Origin of the sequence: Flavobacterium sp. CBA20B-1, assembly GCF_028473145.1 — a bacterium.
Lineage (GTDB): Bacteria > Bacteroidota > Bacteroidia > Flavobacteriales > Flavobacteriaceae > Flavobacterium.
On record NZ_CP092370.1, the window covers coordinates 1,735,762 to 1,757,690 of the forward strand.

General features: G+C 33.7%; 25 protein-coding genes. 4 read left to right on the plus strand and 21 right to left on the minus strand.

Annotated features, from left to right (window positions below):
- Positions 1-12 precede the first annotated feature (12 nt).
- Positions 13-339: a helix-turn-helix domain-containing protein gene (locus MG290_RS08640; protein ID WP_264560921.1), complete on the plus strand. Its 327-nt coding sequence runs from the start codon at positions 13-15 to the stop codon at positions 337-339.
- Between the two features lie 20 nt (positions 340-359).
- On the opposite strand, the gene MG290_RS08645 is transcribed toward MG290_RS08640, so the two are convergent.
- From MG290_RS08645 to panC, 4 genes are all read right to left on the minus strand, one after another.
- Positions 360-1,277: a lysylphosphatidylglycerol synthase transmembrane domain-containing protein gene (locus tag MG290_RS08645; protein WP_264560922.1), complete on the minus strand. Its 918-nt coding sequence runs from the start codon at positions 1,275-1,277 to the stop codon at positions 360-362.
- Between the two features lie 46 nt (positions 1,278-1,323).
- Positions 1,324-1,674, minus strand: coding sequence for an aspartate 1-decarboxylase (gene panD / locus MG290_RS08650; protein ID WP_264560923.1), 351 nt, complete (start codon positions 1,672-1,674; stop codon positions 1,324-1,326).
- 42 nt (positions 1,675-1,716) lie between these two features.
- The gene (locus MG290_RS08655; protein ID WP_264560924.1) at positions 1,717-2,598 is read right to left on the minus strand and encodes an IS982 family transposase; all 882 of its coding nucleotides are present in this window, start codon (positions 2,596-2,598) and stop codon (positions 1,717-1,719) included.
- A 78-nt stretch (positions 2,599-2,676) separates the two neighbouring features.
- A complete protein-coding gene (panC, locus tag MG290_RS08660; RefSeq protein ID WP_264560925.1) occupies positions 2,677-3,525 on the minus strand; it encodes a pantoate--beta-alanine ligase in 849 nt (282 codons plus the stop codon).
- 107 nt (positions 3,526-3,632) lie between these two features.
- Here panC and MG290_RS08665 point away from each other — a divergent pair, with 107 nt between their 5' ends.
- The 3 genes from MG290_RS08665 to glmS are packed head-to-tail and all read left to right on the plus strand — an operon-like array spanning position 3,633 to position 7,903.
- Positions 3,633-4,436, plus strand: coding sequence for a glycogen/starch synthase (locus tag MG290_RS08665; RefSeq protein ID WP_264560926.1), 804 nt, complete (start codon positions 3,633-3,635; stop codon positions 4,434-4,436).
- Positions 4,437-4,448: 12 nt separating this feature from the next.
- On the plus strand, positions 4,449-6,053 hold the full coding sequence (locus MG290_RS08670) for a DUF4270 domain-containing protein (protein ID WP_264560927.1): 1,605 nt from the start codon (positions 4,449-4,451) through the stop codon (positions 6,051-6,053).
- Between the two features lie 2 nt (positions 6,054-6,055).
- The gene (gene glmS, locus MG290_RS08675; RefSeq protein WP_264560928.1) at positions 6,056-7,903 is read left to right on the plus strand and encodes a glutamine--fructose-6-phosphate transaminase (isomerizing); all 1,848 of its coding nucleotides are present in this window, start codon (positions 6,056-6,058) and stop codon (positions 7,901-7,903) included.
- Positions 7,904-8,134: 231 nt separating this feature from the next.
- Here the strand turns inward: glmS and MG290_RS08680 are convergent, their stop codons facing one another.
- From MG290_RS08680 to MG290_RS08760, 17 genes are all read right to left on the minus strand, one after another.
- Complete coding sequence (locus MG290_RS08680; RefSeq protein ID WP_264560929.1) at positions 8,135-8,329, minus strand: hypothetical protein; 195 nt, start codon at positions 8,327-8,329, stop codon at positions 8,135-8,137.
- Between the two features lie 3 nt (positions 8,330-8,332).
- A complete protein-coding gene (locus MG290_RS08685; RefSeq protein WP_264560930.1) occupies positions 8,333-9,730 on the minus strand; it encodes a radical SAM protein in 1,398 nt (465 codons plus the stop codon).
- Positions 9,720-10,418, minus strand: coding sequence for a prolipoprotein diacylglyceryl transferase (locus MG290_RS08690; protein WP_264560931.1), 699 nt, complete (start codon positions 10,416-10,418; stop codon positions 9,720-9,722). The genes MG290_RS08685 and MG290_RS08690 overlap by 11 nt, the downstream gene beginning before the upstream one ends.
- 251 nt (positions 10,419-10,669) lie before the next feature.
- On the minus strand, positions 10,670-11,911 hold the full coding sequence (locus MG290_RS08695) for a metallophosphoesterase (protein WP_264560932.1): 1,242 nt from the start codon (positions 11,909-11,911) through the stop codon (positions 10,670-10,672).
- A 98-nt stretch (positions 11,912-12,009) separates the two neighbouring features.
- Positions 12,010-12,321 (minus strand): hypothetical protein, encoded by a 312-nt coding sequence (locus tag MG290_RS08700; protein ID WP_264560933.1) that lies wholly within the window; start codon positions 12,319-12,321, stop codon positions 12,010-12,012.
- A gap of 63 nt (positions 12,322-12,384) precedes the next feature.
- Positions 12,385-12,522: a hypothetical protein gene (locus MG290_RS08705; protein ID WP_264560934.1), complete on the minus strand. Its 138-nt coding sequence runs from the start codon at positions 12,520-12,522 to the stop codon at positions 12,385-12,387.
- A 235-nt stretch (positions 12,523-12,757) separates the two neighbouring features.
- On the minus strand, positions 12,758-13,462 hold the full coding sequence (locus tag MG290_RS08710) for a hypothetical protein (protein ID WP_264560935.1): 705 nt from the start codon (positions 13,460-13,462) through the stop codon (positions 12,758-12,760).
- 214 nt (positions 13,463-13,676) lie between these two features.
- Positions 13,677-14,378: a hypothetical protein gene (locus MG290_RS08715; RefSeq protein ID WP_264560936.1), complete on the minus strand. Its 702-nt coding sequence runs from the start codon at positions 14,376-14,378 to the stop codon at positions 13,677-13,679.
- Between the two features lie 147 nt (positions 14,379-14,525).
- Positions 14,526-15,521 (minus strand): hypothetical protein, encoded by a 996-nt coding sequence (locus MG290_RS08720; RefSeq protein WP_264560937.1) that lies wholly within the window; start codon positions 15,519-15,521, stop codon positions 14,526-14,528.
- A gap of 331 nt (positions 15,522-15,852) precedes the next feature.
- Complete coding sequence (locus tag MG290_RS08725) at positions 15,853-16,293, minus strand: PUR family DNA/RNA-binding protein (RefSeq protein ID WP_264560938.1); 441 nt, start codon at positions 16,291-16,293, stop codon at positions 15,853-15,855.
- Positions 16,290-16,862 carry a hypothetical protein gene (locus MG290_RS08730; protein ID WP_264560939.1) on the minus strand — a complete coding sequence of 191 codons (573 nt, stop codon included), beginning with the start codon at positions 16,860-16,862 and terminating at the stop codon, positions 16,290-16,292. The genes MG290_RS08725 and MG290_RS08730 overlap by 4 nt, the downstream gene beginning before the upstream one ends.
- A 289-nt stretch (positions 16,863-17,151) precedes the next feature.
- A complete protein-coding gene (locus MG290_RS08735) occupies positions 17,152-17,463 on the minus strand; it encodes a hypothetical protein (RefSeq protein WP_272585205.1) in 312 nt (103 codons plus the stop codon).
- Positions 17,464-17,612: 149 nt separating this feature from the next.
- On the minus strand, positions 17,613-18,140 hold the full coding sequence (locus tag MG290_RS08740; protein WP_264560941.1) for a DUF6933 domain-containing protein: 528 nt from the start codon (positions 18,138-18,140) through the stop codon (positions 17,613-17,615).
- A 282-nt stretch (positions 18,141-18,422) separates the two neighbouring features.
- Entirely contained in the window at positions 18,423-19,424 is a 1,002-nt protein-coding gene (locus MG290_RS08745; protein ID WP_264560942.1) for an HNH endonuclease, read from the minus strand.
- Positions 19,366-20,463, minus strand: a complete 1,098-nt coding sequence (locus MG290_RS08750; RefSeq protein ID WP_264560943.1) for a DNA cytosine methyltransferase — start codon at positions 20,461-20,463, stop codon at positions 19,366-19,368. The genes MG290_RS08745 and MG290_RS08750 overlap by 59 nt, the downstream gene beginning before the upstream one ends.
- Positions 20,460-21,671 (minus strand): DNA cytosine methyltransferase, encoded by a 1,212-nt coding sequence (locus MG290_RS08755; protein ID WP_264560944.1) that lies wholly within the window; start codon positions 21,669-21,671, stop codon positions 20,460-20,462. Before MG290_RS08755 ends, MG290_RS08750 begins: the two co-directional genes overlap by 4 nt.
- A 4-nt stretch (positions 21,672-21,675) precedes the next feature.
- A complete protein-coding gene (locus tag MG290_RS08760; protein ID WP_264560945.1) occupies positions 21,676-21,879 on the minus strand; it encodes a helix-turn-helix domain-containing protein in 204 nt (67 codons plus the stop codon).
- Positions 21,880-21,929 lie beyond the last annotated feature (50 nt).

Here is a 21,929-nt window from a genome sequence, read left to right on the forward strand (position 1 = left end):
ATACCAAAAAAAATGAATACAATGATAGGCAAAAAGTTGCAAACACTTCGTAAAGAGCGTGGTTTTTCGCAAGAACAAGTGGCAGATAAATTACATATATCACAATCGGCTTACGCGCGCATAGAAAGCGGTGAAAGTCATTCTTGGGCAAACTATATCCAAAAAATCTGCGAAACCTATGAAATTACTCCTGAAGAATTAGTAAGCAACGAAAGTATTGTGATTAATAACAACCAACAAGGTGGCGGTGGTTATATTCAAATAAATCAACTTTCTGAAAAATTAATACAGCAATACGAAGAACGTATTAAAGAAAAAGACGAAATGATTAAGGATTAAAAAAAACGGTTGGCTTAAATTTACTTATTCTTATTAACAATCGGCAACAATAAAAAAGACAAACCACCTAAAACAATTACCAAAACGGTTTGTGTGGTCCATAAAATCCAGCCGAAAGCAGTTCCTGCGGTTAACGAGATGCCGTAAAGTGCTAATATTTTTGCAATAAGTAATGGAAATGCTCCAAAACCTCCGTTGGTAAAACTAATGGTTAAACTGCCCACTACAAATGCAACCATTACAATTCCTAACGATATTTCGCTGGTTTCAGGCAAGGCTTTTGTTCCAAAATAAAAGGTGAGTACAAAACCAATCCAAATAATGAGTGTGTGAATAAGAAACGGGATACGGTGCGGCATTTTAAAGATGCTCAACATACCTTCGACCAATCCGGTAATTTTTTTGCGTATAAAAACAAAGATTTTCCAATTGGATGTATAAAGCAAATACAAACCAATAATTGCAACTATTGCAAGAACACCACCAATAACAACCAATTGCTTAACTGGAATTTGCTGTGCAATAAAACCGGTTAGCTGTTTGTATTGCAACAGCAATGCGGTGGCCACAAAAAGCAAGAGAAAAACCAAATCTATGATGCGCTCTGCAATGATGGTTCCAAAACCTTTATCGAACGGAATGTTATCGTATTTCTGCAAAACAGCTGCCCGAGATAGTTCGCCCGAGCGGGGAATCGTCAAGTTTAACAAGTATCCAACAGAAATCGCCATAAAATTATTCCAAAAACCCGATTGATAACCCATGTACTGCAAACTATACTTCCACCGATAAGCACGCGATGCATGGCTGATTTTCATAAAAAGCAACGACAAACCAATGTAAAGATAATCGGCAGATGCAAAATAGCTTTTCATTTCGGTGATTTGTGCAGGCGTAAATTGGTTGTAGGCGTAATAAACCAAAAAAACTCCCAGCAAAAGTGGGAGTGAAATATTTAGTATTTTTTTTAGCGACTTCAAGCGTTTATTTCAGTGAATTATTTTCTTCGTTTGGAAAAATAACCCAAGGTTTAAACGTTTTGGCGTCTTCAAAAGGCATCAAGGCATAGGTGATTACAATAATAATATCGTCTTTTTGCACCCGGCGCGCTGCAGGTCCGTTGAGTGTAATTTCGCCGCTGTTTCTTGAACCAGGAATGGCATAGGTTTCAAAACGTTCGCCATTATTAATGTTCACAATGGTTACTTTTTCACCTTCAATAATGTTTGCAGCTTCCATTAAAGCAATATCAATCGTAATACTGCCAATATAATTCAAATCGGCACCTGTTACTTTAACACGGTGGATTTTAGATTTTAAAACTTCTATTTGCATGGCGCAAAGTTATAAATTTTTAATTTAACCCCTGGTGCATTATTAAACGAGATTAATTTTTAGGTTGTTAATATTTCTATTAAACACAAATTTATTCAAATATTGAATAGTTGTCAGTGTTGTAATTTTAGCCAGAATTCTTGTTTTAAATCCTTCAAAGGTCTTTGCGTAATTTCTTCTAATCATAAATTGGTCACACAATTGTGAGAACAGAGTTTCAATTCTTTTTCTATATTTTTTGAAATGATAAAATTGAGGTTTATAACCTTTTTGATTTTTTCTTTTCGGAGTTTCTAATTGGATATTGACCTGGTTAAATAAATCAAGTTGAATGGTTTGTGAAAGATAACCTTTATCTCCAAATAAAACACAATCAGACATTTGCTTTCTTATATCCTGCAAATAATGAATATCGTGGACAGAGGCAGGAGATAAATCAAAACTTTGAAAAACACCAGAAATTGAGCAAACAGCGTGTAATTTATAGCCATAAAAATGTAAATTTTGTGAAGCACAAAATCCCTTGTTGGGAATGGCATAATCGACCTCCTTACATATTTTACTTCTGGAAGAACGTGCTATTTTACACACTTCCAAGGGCATACTATCGACCACAAAATAGTTTTCAAACTCATTAAATTTTTTTACCATTTTCATTCTGATTTCTTCGATAAATGGAAATAATTTTCTTTTTCTTCTGTTGTAAACACTTCGCTCAATTTTAGATTCAATTTCAAAACCCTTAATTTCTCTAAATAGCTGATGTTCAGAATCAATCGATTTAAATTCTGACAAGATTATTAAACTAATTAATTCAATATCAGATAGTTTAGGCTTTATTGGTTTAAAATATAAATTCTCTTTTTCCGAAATTTTCCGCAATTCCTTCAAAATTAATTTGTAACTTGCTTCTAAGTTGCTCATGATTGTATTTGATTGTCAGTCAATACAATATACTACTTTTTTGTATCTTGAGCAACTTTTTATATAATGCACTACGGGTTAATTTAATGCAATGTTATCAATTAATCGAATACCTTCAACATGCACCACAATAAAAGCTCGATATTTTGTATGGGCGGTTTTCTGGGTAGCGGTTTTTAGTGAAACTTCATCTGCTATCACAAAATATTCCAAGTCAAAATCAGCTTCGTTGGCAAAAGTTTCTTTTACAAATTGTTCGGCTTGCACAATATCTTTTTCAACAAAGAGTTTTTTTGCAGTCTGGAGTGTTTTATAAATCACCGCCGCTTTTTCTTTGGCTTGGGCAGACAATCGTTCGTTTCTTGAGCTCATTGCCAAACCATTTGCTTCGCGATAAATGGGGCAACCAATCACGTTGATATCCATCATGTTTTTTGCAACCATTTTGCGGATGATTTGCAACTGCTGAAAATCTTTCTCGCCAAAGTAAGCATTGTTGGGCTGCACAATTTCAAACAATTTCTTCACAATGGTTCCCACGCCGTTAAAATGTCCCGGGCGGTTGCTGCCTTCCATTTCATTGTCTAAACCATCATAATCAAAACTTTTGGCTACGGTATTTCCTTCATAAATATCATCAACACTAGGTGCGTAAACAATAATTTTATCCGACAATGTTTCTAAAAGCGCCACATCTCTGTCTAAAGTTCGGGGATATTTTGCCAAATCTTCGGCATTGTTGAATTGGGTGGGATTAACAAAAATACTAACCACTGTCACATCGTTTTCGGACAAAGCTTGTTGCAATAAAGACAAATGCCCTTTGTGCAAAGCACCCATTGTGGGAACAAAACCAATTGTTTGCAACGCTTGTTTTAAGGGTTGCAAGTACTGTGATAACTGGCTTTGTGCATGAAATACCTTCATGGTTTAAAAAGTTTAGTGCTTGCAAAATTAGCACAATCCTTAACATCGTAACACATTTTTTCGTAATTTTGCTTTTTAAAAAGCATTTTAAATTTAATTAAAGAAGAATGAAAGACAAGAGGATATTATATGTATCATCTGAAGTAGTGCCTTATTTACCTGAAAATGAAGTTTCGCAAGCTTCGTTCGACACTCCAAAAATGATTAATGATTTAGGCGGGCAAATCCGTATTTTTATGCCAAGATACGGTAGCATCAATGAAAGAAGACATCAATTGCACGAAGTGATTAGGCTTTCGGGTATGAATTTGGTTATTAATGACATGGATATGCCTTTAATTATTAAAGTTGCTTCGATACCAAAAGAACGCATTCAGGTTTATTTTATTGATAACGATGATTATTTTAAACGCAAAGGTACTTTTGGCGATGAAGAGGACACATTGTATGAGGATAACGATGAACGCGCAATTTTCTTTGTGAAAGGTGTTGTTGAAACCATTAAAAAGTTAAATTGGGTACCCGATGTGATACATGTACAAGGGTGGATGGCATCTCTATTGCCGCTTTATATGAAAAAATATTATAATGATGAGGATATCTTCACCGATACAAAAATCATTACATCTGTTTTTTCATCTGGATTTGAAGGCAAATTATCAAAAAACATGTTTGAAAAAGTGGCTTTTGATGAATTTAACAAGAAAGATATTACTGCCTTAAAGGATGCAACTTACACCAATATCATGAAAAATGCTATTGACCACTCTGATGGTATTGTGATTTCTTCAGAAGACATTTCAGAAGATTTAACAAATTATATACAAAGTTCAAATAAACCTTTCTTACCTTTCAACGCAAAAGAAAAAATGAAGGATTTTTATCCCGAATTTTATCTTCAAAAGGTTTAATTTAGTGCATTTATGAGAAGAAAATCGATCGCGCAATTTGTAGTACTTTCGGTACTATCTGTTACGGCAATCTCGTGCGAGCAAGACTTTACCGAAATGGGAGCTGAAGTTATAGACAGCGACCAATTTGGTTTTGAAAAATACCTTGTTCAAAATATTGAAACTACAAACAGCGAAGCAGGTATTGCCAACACCCGCAATTTGCCTGTAAACAATTTAGGCGTTTACACTCACAGTGCATTTGGAAAAACAACAGCACACTTTGTAACGCAAATTGAAATGAAAAACAACAGCGATTTAACATCGTTTGGTGAAAATCTGGTGCTGGATTCGGTGTATGTATATATTCCGTTTACCAGTTCAGTTTCTGCAACCGATTCTGATGGCAACCGTTCGTTTAATGTTTCAGATGTGTATGGCAATGGTAAATTCACCTTGAATGTTTACGAAAACGGATACTTTCTGCGAACAACCGACCCGAATAATAATTTTGACACACAATTTTATTATGCTGACGAAAAAAATATATTTGATCAAAATAAAAAAGGATTAGCTGGAAGCAATCGTTTGAACAATTCTACCAATACAGCACAAAATACCGAATTTGCTTTTAACAAAAACGAGATTAAACTGTATGCGTATAATGCAGACGGAACCCCACAAATGGTGGATGGTAAGCAAAAAGTAAAAGAACGTTTAGCGCCAGGGGTTTGGTTAGATCTCGACAAAAATTATTTTCAAGAAAAATTCTTTGCAAACAATAAATACAAATCCTTATTAAATAACGGACTTTTAAAAGAATATTTCCGTGGGTTGTATTTTGAAGTGGAAGATAATTTCAGCCAAAACGCATTGGCACAATTAAACTTAAGCCGCGGAAAAGTAGTTTTTGTTTATAAACAAGACGGTGAAATAGACGCCAACACCAATCAACCAAAACGCGAACGCAAAACCTATGAATTCCGTATTGGTTATGATGATAAACAATCTACTCCGATAACAGCAACTACTGTGAATTTATTAGAAAACAATTTCGATCTAGACAATAATTCGGTAGGAAATCTGTGGATAAAAGGCGGCGGAAACAGCACATTTGCAACTCTTTCATTATTTGGAAACGACGCTGATGGTAGCGGAAAAGCAGATGAATTAGAAACCATTATCAACAATAAATGGTTGGTGAATCAGGCATTGCTCACCTTATATGTGGATCATTCTGCAATGGGATTAGATACCATCGCAGTACCTAAACAATTGTATTTGTATGATTACAAAAACAACAAAGTAATTGCCGATTATTTAAGCGATACATCAACTACAGGAAAACCAATTTTTGGTGGATTCTTAAACAAAACAAACAAATCGGTACACAAATACCAATTTAGAATAACAGATCACATCAACAATTTAATAACAAAAGATTCTACCAATGTACCTTTAGGATTGGTTGTTGCAAGCGATATTTCGTTAACAGCAATGAATCCATTAAAAGCTACAACAAAAACAATACCCTTAACCGCTACTATGAATCCGTTTGGAACAATTATTCACGGGCCAAATGCATCAAACAGCGATTTAAAAATGAGATTGGAAATTTATTACACTAAAGAAAATTAATTATGTGTGGCATTGTAGGTTATATAGGCACAAAAGATGCTTATCCAATAATAATAAAAGGTTTAAAGCGATTGGAATACCGCGGATATGATAGTGCCGGAGTGGCATTGTTTAACGGCGAACAATTCATAGCAAGCAAAACCAAAGGCAAAGTTTCTGATTTGGAAGAAAGAGCCCAAGCAGAAAACACTCTAAAAGGGTCAATGGGAATTGGTCATACACGTTGGGCAACACACGGCGTGCCAAACGATGTAAACTCTCATCCTCACTTTTCAAACTCAGGCGAGTTGGTGATTATTCACAATGGTATCATTGAAAATTATGAGCCATTAAAACAAGAATTAATCAATCGTGGTTATACCTTTAAATCGGATACCGACACCGAAGTTTTGGTGAATCTTATCGAAGATATTCAAAGAAACAAAGGCTTAAAGTTAGGGAAAGCCGTGCAAGTAGCATTGAATCAAGTGATTGGTGCCTATGCAATTTGTGTGATGGATATTAAAAAGCCCAATGAAATTGTAGCAGCTCGTTTGGGCAGTCCATTGGCAATTGGTATTGGCGAAGGGGAATATTTTGTGGCATCTGATGCTTCTCCGTTTATTGAATACACCAACAATGCGATTTATTTGAAAGACGAAGAAATGGCAATTATTCGCTTACACAAACCTATCAAAATCCGAAAAATTAAGTCAGACAGCGAAGTAAGCCCTTATATTCAAGAGTTGCAATTGAACCTAGAGCAAATTGAAAAAGGAGGTTACGATCATTTCATGTTAAAAGAAATTTACGAACAACCACAAGTTATTCGTGACACGTTCCGCGGGCGTTTACTAAGCGACCAAGGATTGATCAAAATGGCAGGAATTGAAGATAACTTAGCAAAATTCATCAACGCAAAACGCATTATTATTGTGGCTTGCGGCACATCATGGCACGCTGCACAAGTCGCAGAATACATGATCGAAGAATTTGCACGCATCCCTGTGGAAGTGGAATATGCATCAGAATTTAGATACCGAAACCCTATCATCCATACAGACGATGTGGTACTTGCCATTTCACAATCGGGTGAAACAGCTGATACATTGGCTGCTATAAAATTAGCTAAAGAAAAAGGGGCGTTTGTATTTGGTGTTTGTAACGTAGTTGGATCGTCTATTTCGCGTGAAACACATGCAGGTGCTTACACACACGCCGGTCCTGAAATTGGTGTGGCGTCAACAAAAGCTTTCACTACACAAATTACCGTTTTGGCTTTAATTGCATTGCGCTTGGCAAAAGCAAAAGGAACCATGTCGCAACCCGATTATTTAAGAAACTTAATAGAATTAGAACTGATTCCTGAAAAAGTACAAGAAGCTTTGCTGGAAAATGATCGCATTTTGGAAATTGCACATATCTATAAAGATGCAGCCAATTGCTTATTTTTAGGTCGCGGTTTCAACTTCCCCGTAGCTTTAGAAGGTGCTTTAAAGTTAAAGGAAATTTCATACATTCATGCAGAAGGATATCCAGCTGCCGAAATGAAACACGGACCAATTGCCTTGATCGATGAAAACATGCCGGTTATTGTAATTGCGCCACAGCAAAACCACTACGATAAAGTGGTGAGTAATATTCAAGAAATAAAAGCCCGCAGCGGAAAAATCATTGCATTGGTATCAAAAGGTGATCAACAAGTTCGCAATTTAGCAGATCACATCATTGAAATGCCTCATTCAACCGAGGCTTTAACTTCAATTATTGCGACTATTCCATTACAATTACTATCGTATCACGTAGCTGTTTTACGCGGTACCAACGTAGATCAACCTAGAAATTTAGCCAAATCGGTTACTGTTGAATAAAATAAAAAAAAACTTGTTTTTTATTAAAAAACTTTTTACCTTTACAAAAGAAGCTTATCTCTTCCCAAAAGAATAAGTTTTTTCATAAGTGTTTTTTTTGGTTAATATTAAGTGGATTTGTCTTTGGCAAATCCACTTTCTTATTTTGTTTGGGTGGTGAAATTTAGTAATGCGTAATGTTTATGCATCAGAAACTGAGAAACACCTTTATTGACGCATTGCTTCACAACTCTAAATCATCATAGACCCACAAATTCCTAAGCCAATCAACATATATAAACCAGCCAAAATAAACAGCACTTTGGCTGCTTTGGGCGATTTGCTTTTTACAATTACGCCAATAAGGGCAAGTACAATGGGCGGACCAAACATTACCATGAATATTATGGCAACAAGTCCATCTAGGTTTGCTTCTAAAAAGGTCATCTTCTATAATTTTGTTTCGTTTTGTAATGCTTTTAATCGTTCAATTTTATCATCTCTATAAAAAAGATTCATGGTTTCAAAGGGAATGATGGTATTATCCTTATTTACGATATGAACACATGATTTTTTTATGGCTCTCACATCAAAATTATGGGCGTCTATAAACTGCATAATAATGATTCTAAACAAATTGTCATAGCCAAGATTGGGTGCTTCTACAAACGGCAAACAACAAAGCAATTGGTGCAACTTATCAGATGCTTTGTCGGTAGAAGTTCCGGTACTAAAAATTTCAAACATTTTTTGATGCAGCGCTTCATCTTGCTCATATACAATCGTGTTTTTACTGTTGTCTAGTAAATCGGTGGGGTTGATATAGCGGGTGAGCGGTATGTTGTTTCCCTCTAGTTTCAGCACATATCCCATGGCCAAAGCATCTGGATTACACGGCACAGGAATGATATCATCTGGACTAAAAATGGTTGATTGTTCTAATATTTTTCTTCTAACCTCGGTGAGCGTAATTCGGTCGGTTTCATGGTTGAAATTATCCAATCTACCCGCAATTTGTGTGGGTTGAAATGTGACGCCTCTCACACATTGTTGTTGAAGTGCATAGTCAATTATTTCGCCCATTTCATCATCGTTCAATCCTTTTTGAAGGGTGACAACCAAGGTGGTAGAAAGGTTGAGCTCATTGAGATGTTCCAAAGCTTTTTCTCGGATTTTCTTTAAATTGGCACCCCGCAATTGGTATAAGGCTTCTTCTTTGAACGAATCAAATTGCAAGTAAATTTCAAAGTCGGGTGCATAGGATTTTAGTCGTTTGGCAAAATCAAAATCTTTGGCAATTAAAAGTCCATTGGTGTTTACCATCAGGTGTTTAATGGGCAAGGATTTAGCATAATCCAAAATTTCAAAAAATTGAGGATGTAGTGTTGGTTCGCCTCCGCTTATTTGCACCACATCTGGCTCTTTTTCATTGGCAACAATGGTGTCTAACATGGTTTTAACTTCCGCTAGGGTCCTATGCCTTCCGTATGTGGGTGATGAACCCGCATAGCAAGTGGGACAGGTTAAATTGCAACGGTCCGTAATTTCAATAATCGTTAGACAAGAGTGCTGCTCATGGTCTGGGCAAAGACCGCAATCATACGGGCAACCATAATGCGTTTTGGTATTGAATTTATATGGCGTTTCTGAAGGCTTGTTATAGTTTCTGATGTTTTTATAATAGGCAATATCGTCTGCAATGAGCACGCGCGAATTTCCATGTTCTGGACATCTTTTGAGCATATACACCTTTTCATCTTCAAAGACAATTTTGGCATCAATGCGTTTTAAACATTCAGGACACAAACTGATGGTATAATCGTAATAAGTATATTTTCTAGTAGGCATTTTTAATTAATTTTTTTAAGGTTGCTGCATAATAAATCCAGCAAATGATACAAAGCCATTGAATGCTGCTGAGACCAAATACATAGAACACATTGGGTTTCAGGAATTCAATTCCAAAGCGAAATCCAAAGTAGGCAATCATAAATAATTGGAATAATAATCCGTTTTTTCTTTTCGTAAAATAGGAAATTTTTTGGAGGAAAAAGACCAAAAATAGCAAGAAAATAATTTCATACAAAGCAATTGGATGCCGAGACAAACCATCGCCTAAATTCATTCCCAAAAAGAAATGAGTTTCTTTGCCATAGGTAAATTCGTTGGTTCCGCTCAAAAAACAACCAATTCGGCCAATGATAATTCCCAAAATGATGGGATAGGTAAACAAATCGCCCGATGATTTTTTTTCATGAATGATTTTCTTTGCCAATTCCACGCCCAAAAGTCCGCCAAACAAACCGCCCATAATGGTTTTTGTATTCAGCAATTGCAATAGATTATCGGGACTGATGGGAATCATAGGATTTTCTAAAAACCCGAAAAATCTTGACCCCAAAAAAGCACCAAAAATTGCCCCTAAAATGATAGACAGTCGGTTTTTGCTAGAGATGCTATCCGGTTTGTGTTTGCGCAAATAAACATAATATCTGAACGCTATAAAAAACGCCAGATACTCCAGGATTAGATGCACATTGAGTTTTATCCCAAAAACGGTGGGTTCAAAAGGTAAGGTCAATAGTTTTATTTGAATTATATTTTACTAAAATAACATAAAAAATTGAATGGATAGGAAGTTTTTTTAGGCTTTATTTTTACAAAAACTCCGTTTTATTATCAAACAAAAAATCTGGAATACGCTGCTTTAATAAAGCATTTGATTTTTTAAAAAAAAGCATATTTAGTTATTGCTATTCCGAAAAGAGAATATCAACTGACATATTTTTATAGTTTAGTTTTGTTTCCTTTTCCGTCAAGTTTATATTCAATTCCGTTTTCAATAAGCAATCCTTTTGTTTTTTCGGAGTTCTTTTCTTGACTGTGTTTTACGTCAATTGCGATGATTTTCCCATTAAAATCCTTCTTGATATCGTCAACTACAGAATGACCGAAGATTATTTTTTTAGCTTGATAAAATAAAAGAATCTGGTCTAATTCTTTTTCGGTTATTTTATCATAATATTTGTAATCCATTGCAAATCCTCGATACCAAAATATCCCTTCTGGTCCTATCAGAAAATTTGCCAGATCGTCATTCTCTGGCTCGTTATATAAATCCTTATTCCAATGATTTCTAGCAATTTCATTAATTTTAGTAATAGTAGGTTTAAATTTTAAAATTTTAGGACTTAATCCAGCATGAACAAAAATATAATCTCCAATTTTTTCAATACCATTTTTGGAATGTAACCATTTTCCAAGTTCTGTTTCGGTGGAATACATAAATTTAACTGCATTTTTATAATTTTCGTTATTATAAATAAGTTGAGCAATTTTCACATACTTTCTATCATTATACTTATAACGTCCTTGAAAATTTAACAATTCGTGATTTCCCAAAATATAATGAACTTTACCTCCTTTTTTTTCTGCTTGTTCTTCCAATTTGTAAATCAACCAAAGAACTGGAACAACGTTGTTTCCTCGATCTACAAAATCACCCACTAAAACTAAATGTCCGCTTCCGAATATCCAATTAAATTTTTTGTCAATAACTTGATTATTTTGCAAAAAACTTGAAAATCCGTTAAAGTTTCCTTCTATGTCTGATATTGCAATTAATTTTTCAGGAGTTTTATAGTGATGAGAATTTCGTGTAATAGAATCTCTTTTTTTGAAATAAAATGTATCTAAATCATTGTTATTTACTTGAACGAGAATAGAATCTGAATCTTTAAAAGATGTTTTAAGTACATTATTGATTGAATCAACTCGATAAATTGATGAGTTTACTAAATAAGGCCCATCGATTCCGTTAAGTTCATATTTTTCTTGTTGGTTAAGAAATATTCCAAAATCTCTGTCTTTTTGAAAGAGAGCCCTTAATCCAGACCAATTGTCATAGGTTCCATCTTGATGTTCCACACGAAACCCAATAACCAAAAGTAAAAGAAAGACGAAACCAATAAAAATTAGGATCCCGCGAAATATGAATTTTAAAATTTTCTTTATTGACAGTTGTTTCATTAATATGCAAAGATTTACAAATTGGTTTTTTCTAGAGCATTTGGCTAGAAAATTACCCAAGAGTGGTCAGCTGGTTTTTTGATTATGAGGACGAAATTTTACTCTTTTGGGTTAAGTATTTCAAAGTCATACAACGCAATTAAGTCTATTTTGTGCGCCCAAATTTCTTGCGTGTCAGTTCCTGGGAAAGCTCCAACAATGCTTGTATTTTCAAACTCATCATTAAAATAATATTTTATATCAGCTTTATACATTAATGGAACATCTAGGTTATTTCTTATCTTGAGAAGTGTTTTGTAATCACTATCTTCTTTTCCATCATTATAATATGCTCCAACAAACAGAATATCGACTGTATTTTTTTGGGGATTTTCAGAAAAAACTTTGTCTTGTTTGTCAAAGGAATACATCTCTTCATAAGGTTCACTACTTATGATTCTATATTCAAATTTGTTTTTAGAAGTTTCCTTTAATTAAAGCGTTAATTTAGTCCACAATGGAATGGTGTATGCACCATATTCGGTGGGTAATTCTTGAATTTTACTCTCTGTTTCTTGAGCAAAAACAAATTGAGTAGCCAAAAACAGTAGTAAATACAAACGTGCTTTCATGAGGTATTTATTAAAACTTAAACTTAATTACAAAAATCTGCTATTTCTAAAAAAAGGCAGCTACAATATAAAGTTAAATATAACGAAAATTTTTTACCCTTACATTTAAACCAAAGTAACCCATTTGTCGTTATGGATTTCAGCTATGATTTGTATTTGTTTATTTTCCCTGAGTAAGTTGAATAATTTATTAAAATCTGTTTTTAAGGCGTATTTGGGATCTGCTTCATGCTGTTCAGCCTTTGTAATTCATTGGTTTCACATTCATAACTTTCATCCACTCACGTACCTTTAAAGGTTTCCAGTGTGTGTTTGTATAAACACTATAAATATAATCATATAATTCATTGGTTAAGAAAATCAATCGGCCGTCATTTCCACCACCTACTAAATATAACCTTTCATTAATCCCTTGCTTCTCTGCTTCTTCATTTACTATTTGGGCAAATTGCATTACTGCTTCACCCCAACCATATCCTCTGAAATTTTTAAAAATGATATATTCAGATTCATTAATAGTTATTCTATGATTTAACCATTTTTTTTCGTCATTCCATTCCTCTATGTGGTCAGTAACATTTATTTTCAGTCCAATTTTGTCAAAAGTTGGTCTAACATGTTCCAAAAGATCTGTAAATCCACCCTCCTCGTAAACTGCTTCTCCATCGCAGGAATAATATCTATAATCAAGAGGAACTCCTGTTTCGTTGTCCCAAATAGTAACTAATTCATTATTTGGATCAAAATTTTCGATTAAGTCGGTTTTTAAATGGTCGATATTATTCTCTTCAGCATATTTATAATATCCTAATTTTTCTAATTTTGCAACAAATTCCGTTGCCGAAACTCTCTCAGTAGAGATTTCTTTACTTTTTGTATTTAAAGTTCTGAGAACAATAAATATAATTATTATTCCAAATATTAAGCTCCATTTTTCCATTTGGTTAAAACATTTCACCTATAGCACCACTCAAAAATAGAAAAAATATAACTTGCTTTATGCTCGGATGAAAAAAAATGCCTTTTCAAAATAGTTTTCAAAAAATAAACCTCGCTTAATAAGGCTTTAAACGAGGTTGGATATTCAATGTGTTTTCTGAAAAATGGAGGTTGTGCAAGGGTTGCAGATGTTATACGTTCGTTTTTTATTTTCCTCAAGCTCTTTCATAAATATATTGTGCTATCGATATTTTGTCTGCAAAATCTCGGTCAATATCGGCAAAGTGAAAAAATCCTTTTTCTAAACATTGAGATTTTTCTTTTATCCATAATTTTAAATTTCCAACAGAATCGTCATCAAAATCCCGAAACTCTTTTTTCTTGTTTTTTAAGTCGTTGTAATAGTTAAGTACTAAATCGACAAAATTTGAAAAACTATTGTCGGAAAAACTGATTGTCCAACGGTTTAGTAATTGCTCAATGTTGTTTGTTAATTTGTAAATTTCGGTAAAAACCTCTTTGTCAAAATATTTTTTTCGTTTAACTACGTCTGTCCACCAAGCCAATAAGAATTGCTTAATTGAAGTTTTTTCGGTTTCTGCCCATTCTTGCCATTTCCCATATTCAAGTTTTCCAAGTACTACGAAAGTGTCAAAAACAAAATCAGTAGTTGCTAAAAGTTCGAATATTCTCGGTAAGTAATGCTTAAAGTCATTTGTATCGCCCCAAGTTGTAATTGCCTTAAAAGCATACCTTGAAAGGTCGTCTTCAACTAAATCTCGTAATTGTTTGGAATGGAATTTTTCTTTGTCAGAATCAGAAACACAGCAAGGACAACCTTCAATTGTCGATCTAAAAGGGTAAATCGAAAAAGTAGTGTATAGATTTTCAATAGCTATTTTCAGTTCTTCTGTCATTTTTTTGGTATCTTTGTTTAAGCACGTCGCTACGCTTTTCGGGCTTTGATTTCGGGCGGCTAACTAGCACGAAACCGTCAATCTGTACTGAACTAGATGAAGCACAAAACTTCATTTAACCACTGCAGGCTTTGTTAGCAAGCATTTTTACTTTAATTTTTTTATAAATCCATAAGTTGGAACAGGCGTTTTTCCGTTTGGTATTTCGCTAAATGCCTTGTAAAAAACATAGTCCTTGTTCTTTTCAATTCCATTAAAAGCTTTGATAATCTCTGAATGAACTTTTTCATACTCTGCGTTGGTTTGCACCGTATCTTTTAAGTCTAAGTTGGTCACATACTCAATCATCGGGAAATATCCTTCTTCAGTTCCTTGTGGATAGATTGACAAGATTTGTGGTTTTGAGTCAATTGCTTCAAGGGTCATTGGAAATTTATATTTAGAGTTTACTTCTTTCATTACTTTTTCATAAAACCCTTTCATTTCCTCTTCTTTTTGATATTGCCAAAAATTATTGGCGGGATTTGCCACTCTTGAGCTTAGAAACATATTGTTCGCAGCATTAATCAAATATCCATTTTCATGTTCTACTTTGGCTTCAGAGTACAATTCAGGGGCAGTTTTGTCATTGACTTTGTATTGTCCGAAATGAAGGATATTGAGCTTCCAACCATCGGGATACTTTCCATAAATGTTGGTAACAATAAATTCGTCAAGACCGCTTTTGGAAATTAAAAGGGAAATAAACATTTCTTCGTTTAAGGCTTGATAATTTATAGAATAGTCATTTAGTCCGCTAACTCCTGAAATAACAGTATTTCCAATCCCTGTAGTTGAATTCTTTGTATGAAATTGATTTAAAACTTTATAGTCAGTCGTAGTAATCACGCCACTTGCTTGTTCAAGCAATTGACCAATGTTATCACCACTTTTTTCTAATAACTTATCTGACATCATTGATTTCAGAAGTTCAATATTATTTGTAGTAACGGCCTCCAAAACTTTTATGTCTAACGTTTCAATTTCATTTTTTAGACTTTGTTCAATGTTTTCGTCTTTCCAAATTCCTGTAGTTCCAACGTTACAGCTTTGAAGTACAAAGACTGTTATAATTGTCAAAAGGATTGTTTTTATTCTTATCATTTTGTTCTTTTAAATGGTGGCTAACTGCTTTCGGCTTCGCGATGTTGGGAAATTAAAAATGCAAATACCCAATAAAATTTCAATGCTTAAATTTAGCACTATACCAACCATTTTACAAAACCGCATACACCTGTTTCACCACTCAAAAATAGAAAAAAATATCTTGCTTTATGCTCGGATGAAAATAAAATGCCTTTTCAAAATACTTTTCAAATAATAAACCTCGCTTAATAAGGCTTTAAACGAGGTTGGATATTCTATGTGTTTTCTGAAAAATGGAGGTTGTGCACGGGTTGCAGATGTTGGCGGTAGTTTTCAGCGTGTAGTTGTTTTATCGCCCATATTTTTCCTTTAGTTCGAGTTTTTTAATTCGAGAGGTTATTGCTCCTTCTTTTCTTTCGAAGATATGAGTAAGTTCTTTTACTTTTTTACCTTCACAAAATAGCAATTCAAGTTTTTCATCATCTTCTTCTGTCCAAGGTTGATAGGCATTTTGGGGTGTTGCTCTAATTTTTTCTATTGAATATTTTTTTTCTTCAGTCTTTGGTTGTTGAAGTTCTTTAAACTTCAATAGTGCATTTCTAAACGTATCCACAAAATCCTTTAAATCTTCTTCAAAAATCATAACTCTATGATGTTCCGAAGTATTGTCAGTTTTTTTCTTTTCTGAAATAGTTAGATACAAGTCTGCTTGTTCACTCTTTTTTATGTCAAAAAAGTAGGTTCGTTTTCCTTTTACTATTTTATCTGTATGTAATTTATTTTTGTTCATTTTGATAAATCTTCAATACATTGCTCTCTGATTTTCCAAAGCTCATCGAGAGCGTAATTTATATTGTTGTTTTCATTGAGCCAATTTATTAAATAATCTTTATGTATTTGAACTTTAATATGGTTAATCTCATTTGGCTGGATTTCTGTTTCAAAGAGTAAGTCATTTACGAAGTCTGCTGATGAAGAATTTTGTTTAGTAAAATCAAAAATTTCATTTTCGTACTTCAAATAATTGTGTGCTTCCGGTATATACTTCAGCTTATTTTTTAACAAAGTCTTTCCAACTTTTGGCGTATTATGAGGATTCATCTTGAAAATTCCAAGTATCAGTTGAATGTTTTTAAAATCATTTTCATTTGCTAACTGTTTTAATACAGCGTGTTTGGTGCTACAAGTTCCTTTTTTCTCTATGAAAATGCTTTTTAAATCTTCTTTGTTTGAATTTCTTCCGTAACTCAAATTTTGAATATATTCAGTGGCTCGGTGAAATGTTAAGATATTTTGTCTTAAAAATGCTCTTGAGATTTCTCCGTGTGGTTTTATGTCAAAATTTGGAAGTTTTTTCATAGATGTTTGTTGCTTTAAAATGACAGTAACGTTTTGCATGTATGAGTAGTTACGTGGTTTTGCACTAATCCGCCGTGGCGGAACACACCAAACTGAAAATCCTCGCGGATTTTCAGAAGTAGGCGACAAGTAGCAATTACTTATAGCTATTGTTGGGTTATCGTTTTTTTAATATTCCTTCGGTTATTATTTCAGTTTTTTCATAAAATGGATTGTAAAAATCAGGCTTCCATTCACCGTTTCTAAAGATGTAGGAAGAGTATTCATATCCCATTTCTCGTTTAATCTTTTACCCCCTTTTGTTAAATAACCAACTGATTTCAAAAATCAAGTTATCTCCTTCGTTTGGCTGGTATTCAAAATCAAAACAATTCTCTATGTTTAATTCACCAAGTATAAAATTTTCAGTTAATTCATTAATCAGATTTTGAGAAGGCATAATCATCAAACCATCCATTCCGTTCCATTCTGCTCCTAAAAATCTATTTAATTTCCACTTGATAACTTTCAAGAATTCTTTTTTGCCTAAACGACTTATTTCATCAGAATAAAGCCCTTGAATTTTGTTAGTGTTCAAATCTGAACAAGTACATAGTTCCAATTTTTCTGTTCGGTTACACATAGTTTTTCAAATGATATACAACCGTCTCGGCTATGAGCAGTAGCAGCTTACAAGCCACTAAACTGTCCAATAGCACCGACCTTTGTTTTATGTTTATACTTTCGTTTTTGCACTGTCCGCCTGCTTGTTTATAGCCGTTGTTGTAGATAGGCTTTTATTATTTCGTTCATTACTTCTTTCGGATATTTCCATTCCAAAATTTTATTTGGAGAACTATTCAATCCGCTATTTATTTTTCTAAATGGCAGATTTTCGTAGCCTCCATATTCCATTTTCCAATGGTCGATGCTGAACATACAATTATTCAGAGAACCATTCGCACTTCGGTCATTATTGGTCTCGCACAGTTTTATTTCTCCAATTATTTCTCTCAAAGTTCCGTACTCGATTTCAATTCCGTCGTGTTTGAGTTGGGAATGAAGCGTTTTTGTGAAAATTCCGGTGATGTTATTCAGTTCAGATGTTTTGATGTCCGAAAGAATAAGTAAATATTTGGTCAGCTTATTTACAATCAGCCAACATTTTTTTCTATCAACGTAAAAAATAGTCGCAACCCATTCGCCCAAAAATTTGTTTTCAGGTTCATCTTTTTCAACAATCGATTTTGCAATTGTTTTTTCAAGTTTTCGGGTTGTATAAACTTGGGTAAAATTCATTTAGTTTATTTTTTAGCGCAATTTGGGCAGCTTATGCACAACGGTCTTGTATATGAAAAGTAGCGGATTTTATGCACTAAATTTTCGGTTTATAACTGACCTTTATTTATTCATTTTGTTTCGATTAAGCGATTAAACCGCTATTTTTTATATACGTTGTTGTACACTGGCTTTTTTCCATTCGCTTGGTTTTCAGCGTTGGCAAAGACATACTCTTTTGCAATTTTTGGCTTGAGCTTTGGCTGTAGCGAATTGCAAATGTGTATGGCTTTAAGCGTTGGCTTAATCATCAACTATTCCTCTAGTTTGATTCGCAATTTTTATATTCCCAATGTTCGGTCGAAGTGTATGATTTTCGGGTATTTGAATTTTATCAAAAGCAAGTTTTTCAAATTTTCTAATTCCAGAGTCAAGTCCGACTTTTTCTAAGTATTCCATTTTACTTTCATTAATTAGAATATCCAATTGTTCGTCAAAATATATTAGTGAACGGTCGTAAGCTGTATGATGTAAAGCACAAAGACTTATTCCGTTGTCAATTTCATCTGTACCTAATTCGTGAGAGTGTGGTACAATATGAGCAGCTTCAATTAATTCCAAACCTATTCCGCACATTGCACACTTGTTATTGTAGGCATCATAAACTTTAATTCTAAAATTTGGGTCTCTCTTTTGTCTAGCGTGAGTGATTGTAAGAACACCTTCTGAAGTATCAAATTCACCATCTGCATTTTGATTGTTAAGATTATCAGATTGTTCTACAAGATTTTTTAATTCTAAATCCGATAGTAAATGAATTGAATTCAAGTTCTCTAGATATAAACCTAAATAGTCAGGAATAAAGCTAATTACAGATTGTCCATTATTGTCTCGGTAAGCTGCGATTTTTTGAATTTTAGCAAGTTTTTGAACTGAAAATCTTGAATATAATGAGATTGTTTGTCTTTGGTTGAACCTATCTCTCATCATAAAAGGATTCCAAGCCGTAAAAACTTTTTCGTCAGCAAAATATCCCAAAACAATAACGTCATTTCCTGAATTTAATGCTGTGTTGAAATTTTGTGATTTCGCAACTTGGATTCGGCATTCATCTTGATTTCCTCTACCATCACCAGATTCGTGAACGTTTTTAATTAAAACGTAATATGTTTTCTTATTTATTGAAAATCTGTAAGGATTATTCCCATCAATAAACGCAACGTTGTCCGAGTAAAGTCTTAAACTATCAATAAGAAGATACCTCAGGTCTTTTCTGTCTAGAATTATTGTGTCTCTTACACTCATAATTATTAAAATATTGTAGTATTAGTTGTTCAGCAAACACATTGGCAAGTTTTGGAGGAACAGCATTACCAACCTGTCTCCATTGCTCTCTATAATTGCCTAAAAAAATATGTTTATCCTCAAATGATTGAATACGCTTAATTTCTTGAATTCTTAAGAATCTATTTTTCCAGTGGAAAGGTCCCATATTGTTAGAGTGACTTGCTTGAATTGTCCAAGATGGTCTATCTGGGGATAATTTCAGCAAAAATGACCAATAGCGTGAACGCCATTTAAAAATTGGGGTTGGATGACCTCTTTCTTTTGTGAAAAATAAATAATTGTCACCTGGCGGAACTAATTTTAAAAGGTCTTTGTGTTTAGAGCCTGCTTGCATTTTTTCATCTTCTGGCAAGTCAAAATCAATATCACTTAAAATGTCTCCACAAGTTACCCAAGGAAGTGTTTCTGTAATTGGTTTTTCTGGGTTAGAATGAGTTGGATTAGGGTATTTGAAATCCTCTAATTCCTTTTTGACTCCAATACAGATAAATCTTTGTCTTGTTTGAGCAACTCCATAATCTGCTGCATTAACAACTTTATGAAATATTTTATAGCCTAACCTTTCGCTTTCTTCTTCAACTAATTCAAGAGCCGCTTTGTGAGGTTTAAAAACAAAACCGTGTACATTTTCAAAGAAAAAGAATTTTGGTTCTAATTCTTCAACTGCACGGAAATAATTAGATACAGTTGTAAAACCGTCAATATCATCAATTCCTCTATCTTTTTCGGTTCTATAAAATCTAGATTTAGAGAAAGGAGGACAAGGTGGACCACCGACCAAACCATCAATTTCTTTATGCCTTCTTTTTATTGCTTTAAAGTCAATGTTTACAATATCATCACAAACTACTTCGCAATCATTGAAGTTTACTTTCAATGATTCACACGCTCTATCCCAAATATCAGACGCAAAAACTGTCTGAAAACCAGCTTTTTCAAAACCAAAGTCAATACCGCCTACACCCGAAAATATACTTACAATTTTAGGTTTTGTCATATGTTTGAAATTAAGTGCTTAACAATCGCCTCTCCTAATAAAGATGGAACTGCGTTACCAATTTGCTTTTGTATTGAACGTCTTGTGCCAACAAAATGATAGTCTTCAGGAAAAGTTTGTAATGCTGCAATTTCAGGTACTCTTAACCTTCTGTTATTCCAATGAAAAGGACCAACCCAAGGACCAGGCTGAGCGGCAATAGTCCAAGAAGGTAAATTTGGATGTAATTTTAGTAGAAAACTCCAAAATCTTTTATTCGCTTCAAATTTAGGATTTGGATGTCCGTCTCTTTCGGTTAATGCAAAGTAATTTTTACCAGGTGGAATTTGTTTTAGTTCTTCATCATAAGTTTTACCTGCTGTACTTTCTTCAGGCTCAAAATATTTATCATCATCAAACTTTCCAATCCAATCAATTACTCGTTCATATGGTTTCAAGTCTTTATTTAAAAGTAATTCTTTCTCTGAACCGTGTGTTTTAGTTGGTTCACCAATGATGCCATTTTTTGAAGCGATAAAAAATACTCGTTTTCTTTTTTGAGGTACACCAAAATCAAGAGCGTTGGCTCTGTAAATAATGTATTTGTAACCTAACTTTTCTATCGCTTCTTCTAAATCTTGAACAGCTTGTTTGTTTTTAGGATGGAGTAAACTTTCAACATTTTCAAGAATAAAACCGTCTGGACCCAATTCATCAATCATTCGTAAATAATTACCAATCATATTTCTTGGGTCTTCGCTTCCTAGTCTGTTTTTATGGGTAACCCAATAGCCAGCTTTAGAAAAAGGTTGACAAGGTGGACCTCCTACTAGAATTAGTTTCTCAGGATTATTTTCTTTAATTATTTTAGAATAATCTAAAGCACCCATTTCTTTGATGTCTTTGTGAAAATGTGTTGAGTGTGAAAAGTATTTGTTTCTCTTCATTGTTGCAACACTGTCTCTATCAAAGTCTAAACTTGAAATTACTTTACTACCTGCCAATTGTGAACCAACGTCTAAACCACCAGCACCAGAAAAGAATCCAATAGTTTGAATCTTACTATCAATTATCTGCTCAAGTTTATCATTGACTGTGTAACCACGTTTGTCATATTTAATTCCTAGAAACTCATCTTTCTTTATTTTGAATTCACTTTCAAATAACCTCAATTGAGGTTCTTCTAATAGTGATAAAACTTCTCTTTCTAACTTGTAAGTTGCTAGCATATATTTAACTCTTTTTTTCTAAAGACTCAACAAGTAAATCTTTAGCTTCAATATTTAATATTTCTCCAATTTTGTATAAATCTTCAATACTTGGTTGCCTTCTGTTTTGAACATAGGAGTTTACCATATTGTAACTCTTCCCTAGTTTTTCAGCTAGCCAAGTTTGCTTTATACCTTTTTCATCTAAAACTTCTTTAATCCGATTCATTTCAGAATGTTTTCTATTTCTCAAATATACAATGATATTTTATTATCTCA

Coding starts and splice junctions, on each gene's coding strand:
- MG290_RS08640 (WP_264560921.1), top strand. CDS start 13: ATGAATACAATGATAGGCAAAAAGTTGCAAACACTTCGTAAAGAGCGT.
- panD (WP_264560923.1), bottom strand. CDS start 1,674: ATGCAAATAGAAGTTTTAAAATCTAAAATCCACCGTGTTAAAGTAACA.
- MG290_RS08655 (WP_264560924.1), bottom strand. CDS start 2,598: ATGAGCAACTTAGAAGCAAGTTACAAATTAATTTTGAAGGAATTGCGG.
- panC (WP_264560925.1), bottom strand. CDS start 3,525: ATGAAGGTATTTCATGCACAAAGCCAGTTATCACAGTACTTGCAACCC.
- MG290_RS08665 (WP_264560926.1), top strand. CDS start 3,633: ATGAAAGACAAGAGGATATTATATGTATCATCTGAAGTAGTGCCTTAT.
- MG290_RS08670 (WP_264560927.1), top strand. CDS start 4,449: ATGAGAAGAAAATCGATCGCGCAATTTGTAGTACTTTCGGTACTATCT.
- glmS (WP_264560928.1), top strand. CDS start 6,056: ATGTGTGGCATTGTAGGTTATATAGGCACAAAAGATGCTTATCCAATA.
- MG290_RS08680 (WP_264560929.1), bottom strand. CDS start 8,329: ATGACCTTTTTAGAAGCAAACCTAGATGGACTTGTTGCCATAATATTC.
- MG290_RS08685 (WP_264560930.1), bottom strand. CDS start 9,730: ATGCCTACTAGAAAATATACTTATTACGATTATACCATCAGTTTGTGT.
- MG290_RS08695 (WP_264560932.1), bottom strand. CDS start 11,911: ATGAAACAACTGTCAATAAAGAAAATTTTAAAATTCATATTTCGCGGG.
- MG290_RS08700 (WP_264560933.1), bottom strand. CDS start 12,321: ATGTATTCCTTTGACAAACAAGACAAAGTTTTTTCTGAAAATCCCCAA.
- MG290_RS08705 (WP_264560934.1), bottom strand. CDS start 12,522: ATGAAAGCACGTTTGTATTTACTACTGTTTTTGGCTACTCAATTTGTT.
- MG290_RS08710 (WP_264560935.1), bottom strand. CDS start 13,462: ATGGAAAAATGGAGCTTAATATTTGGAATAATAATTATATTTATTGTT.
- MG290_RS08715 (WP_264560936.1), bottom strand. CDS start 14,378: ATGACAGAAGAACTGAAAATAGCTATTGAAAATCTATACACTACTTTT.
- MG290_RS08720 (WP_264560937.1), bottom strand. CDS start 15,521: ATGATAAGAATAAAAACAATCCTTTTGACAATTATAACAGTCTTTGTA.
- MG290_RS08725 (WP_264560938.1), bottom strand. CDS start 16,293: ATGAACAAAAATAAATTACATACAGATAAAATAGTAAAAGGAAAACGA.
- MG290_RS08730 (WP_264560939.1), bottom strand. CDS start 16,862: ATGAAAAAACTTCCAAATTTTGACATAAAACCACACGGAGAAATCTCA.
- MG290_RS08740 (WP_264560941.1), bottom strand. CDS start 18,140: ATGAATTTTACCCAAGTTTATACAACCCGAAAACTTGAAAAAACAATT.
- MG290_RS08745 (WP_264560942.1), bottom strand. CDS start 19,424: ATGAGTGTAAGAGACACAATAATTCTAGACAGAAAAGACCTGAGGTAT.
- MG290_RS08750 (WP_264560943.1), bottom strand. CDS start 20,463: ATGACAAAACCTAAAATTGTAAGTATATTTTCGGGTGTAGGCGGTATT.
- MG290_RS08755 (WP_264560944.1), bottom strand. CDS start 21,671: ATGCTAGCAACTTACAAGTTAGAAAGAGAAGTTTTATCACTATTAGAA.
- MG290_RS08760 (WP_264560945.1), bottom strand. CDS start 21,879: ATGAATCGGATTAAAGAAGTTTTAGATGAAAAAGGTATAAAGCAAACT.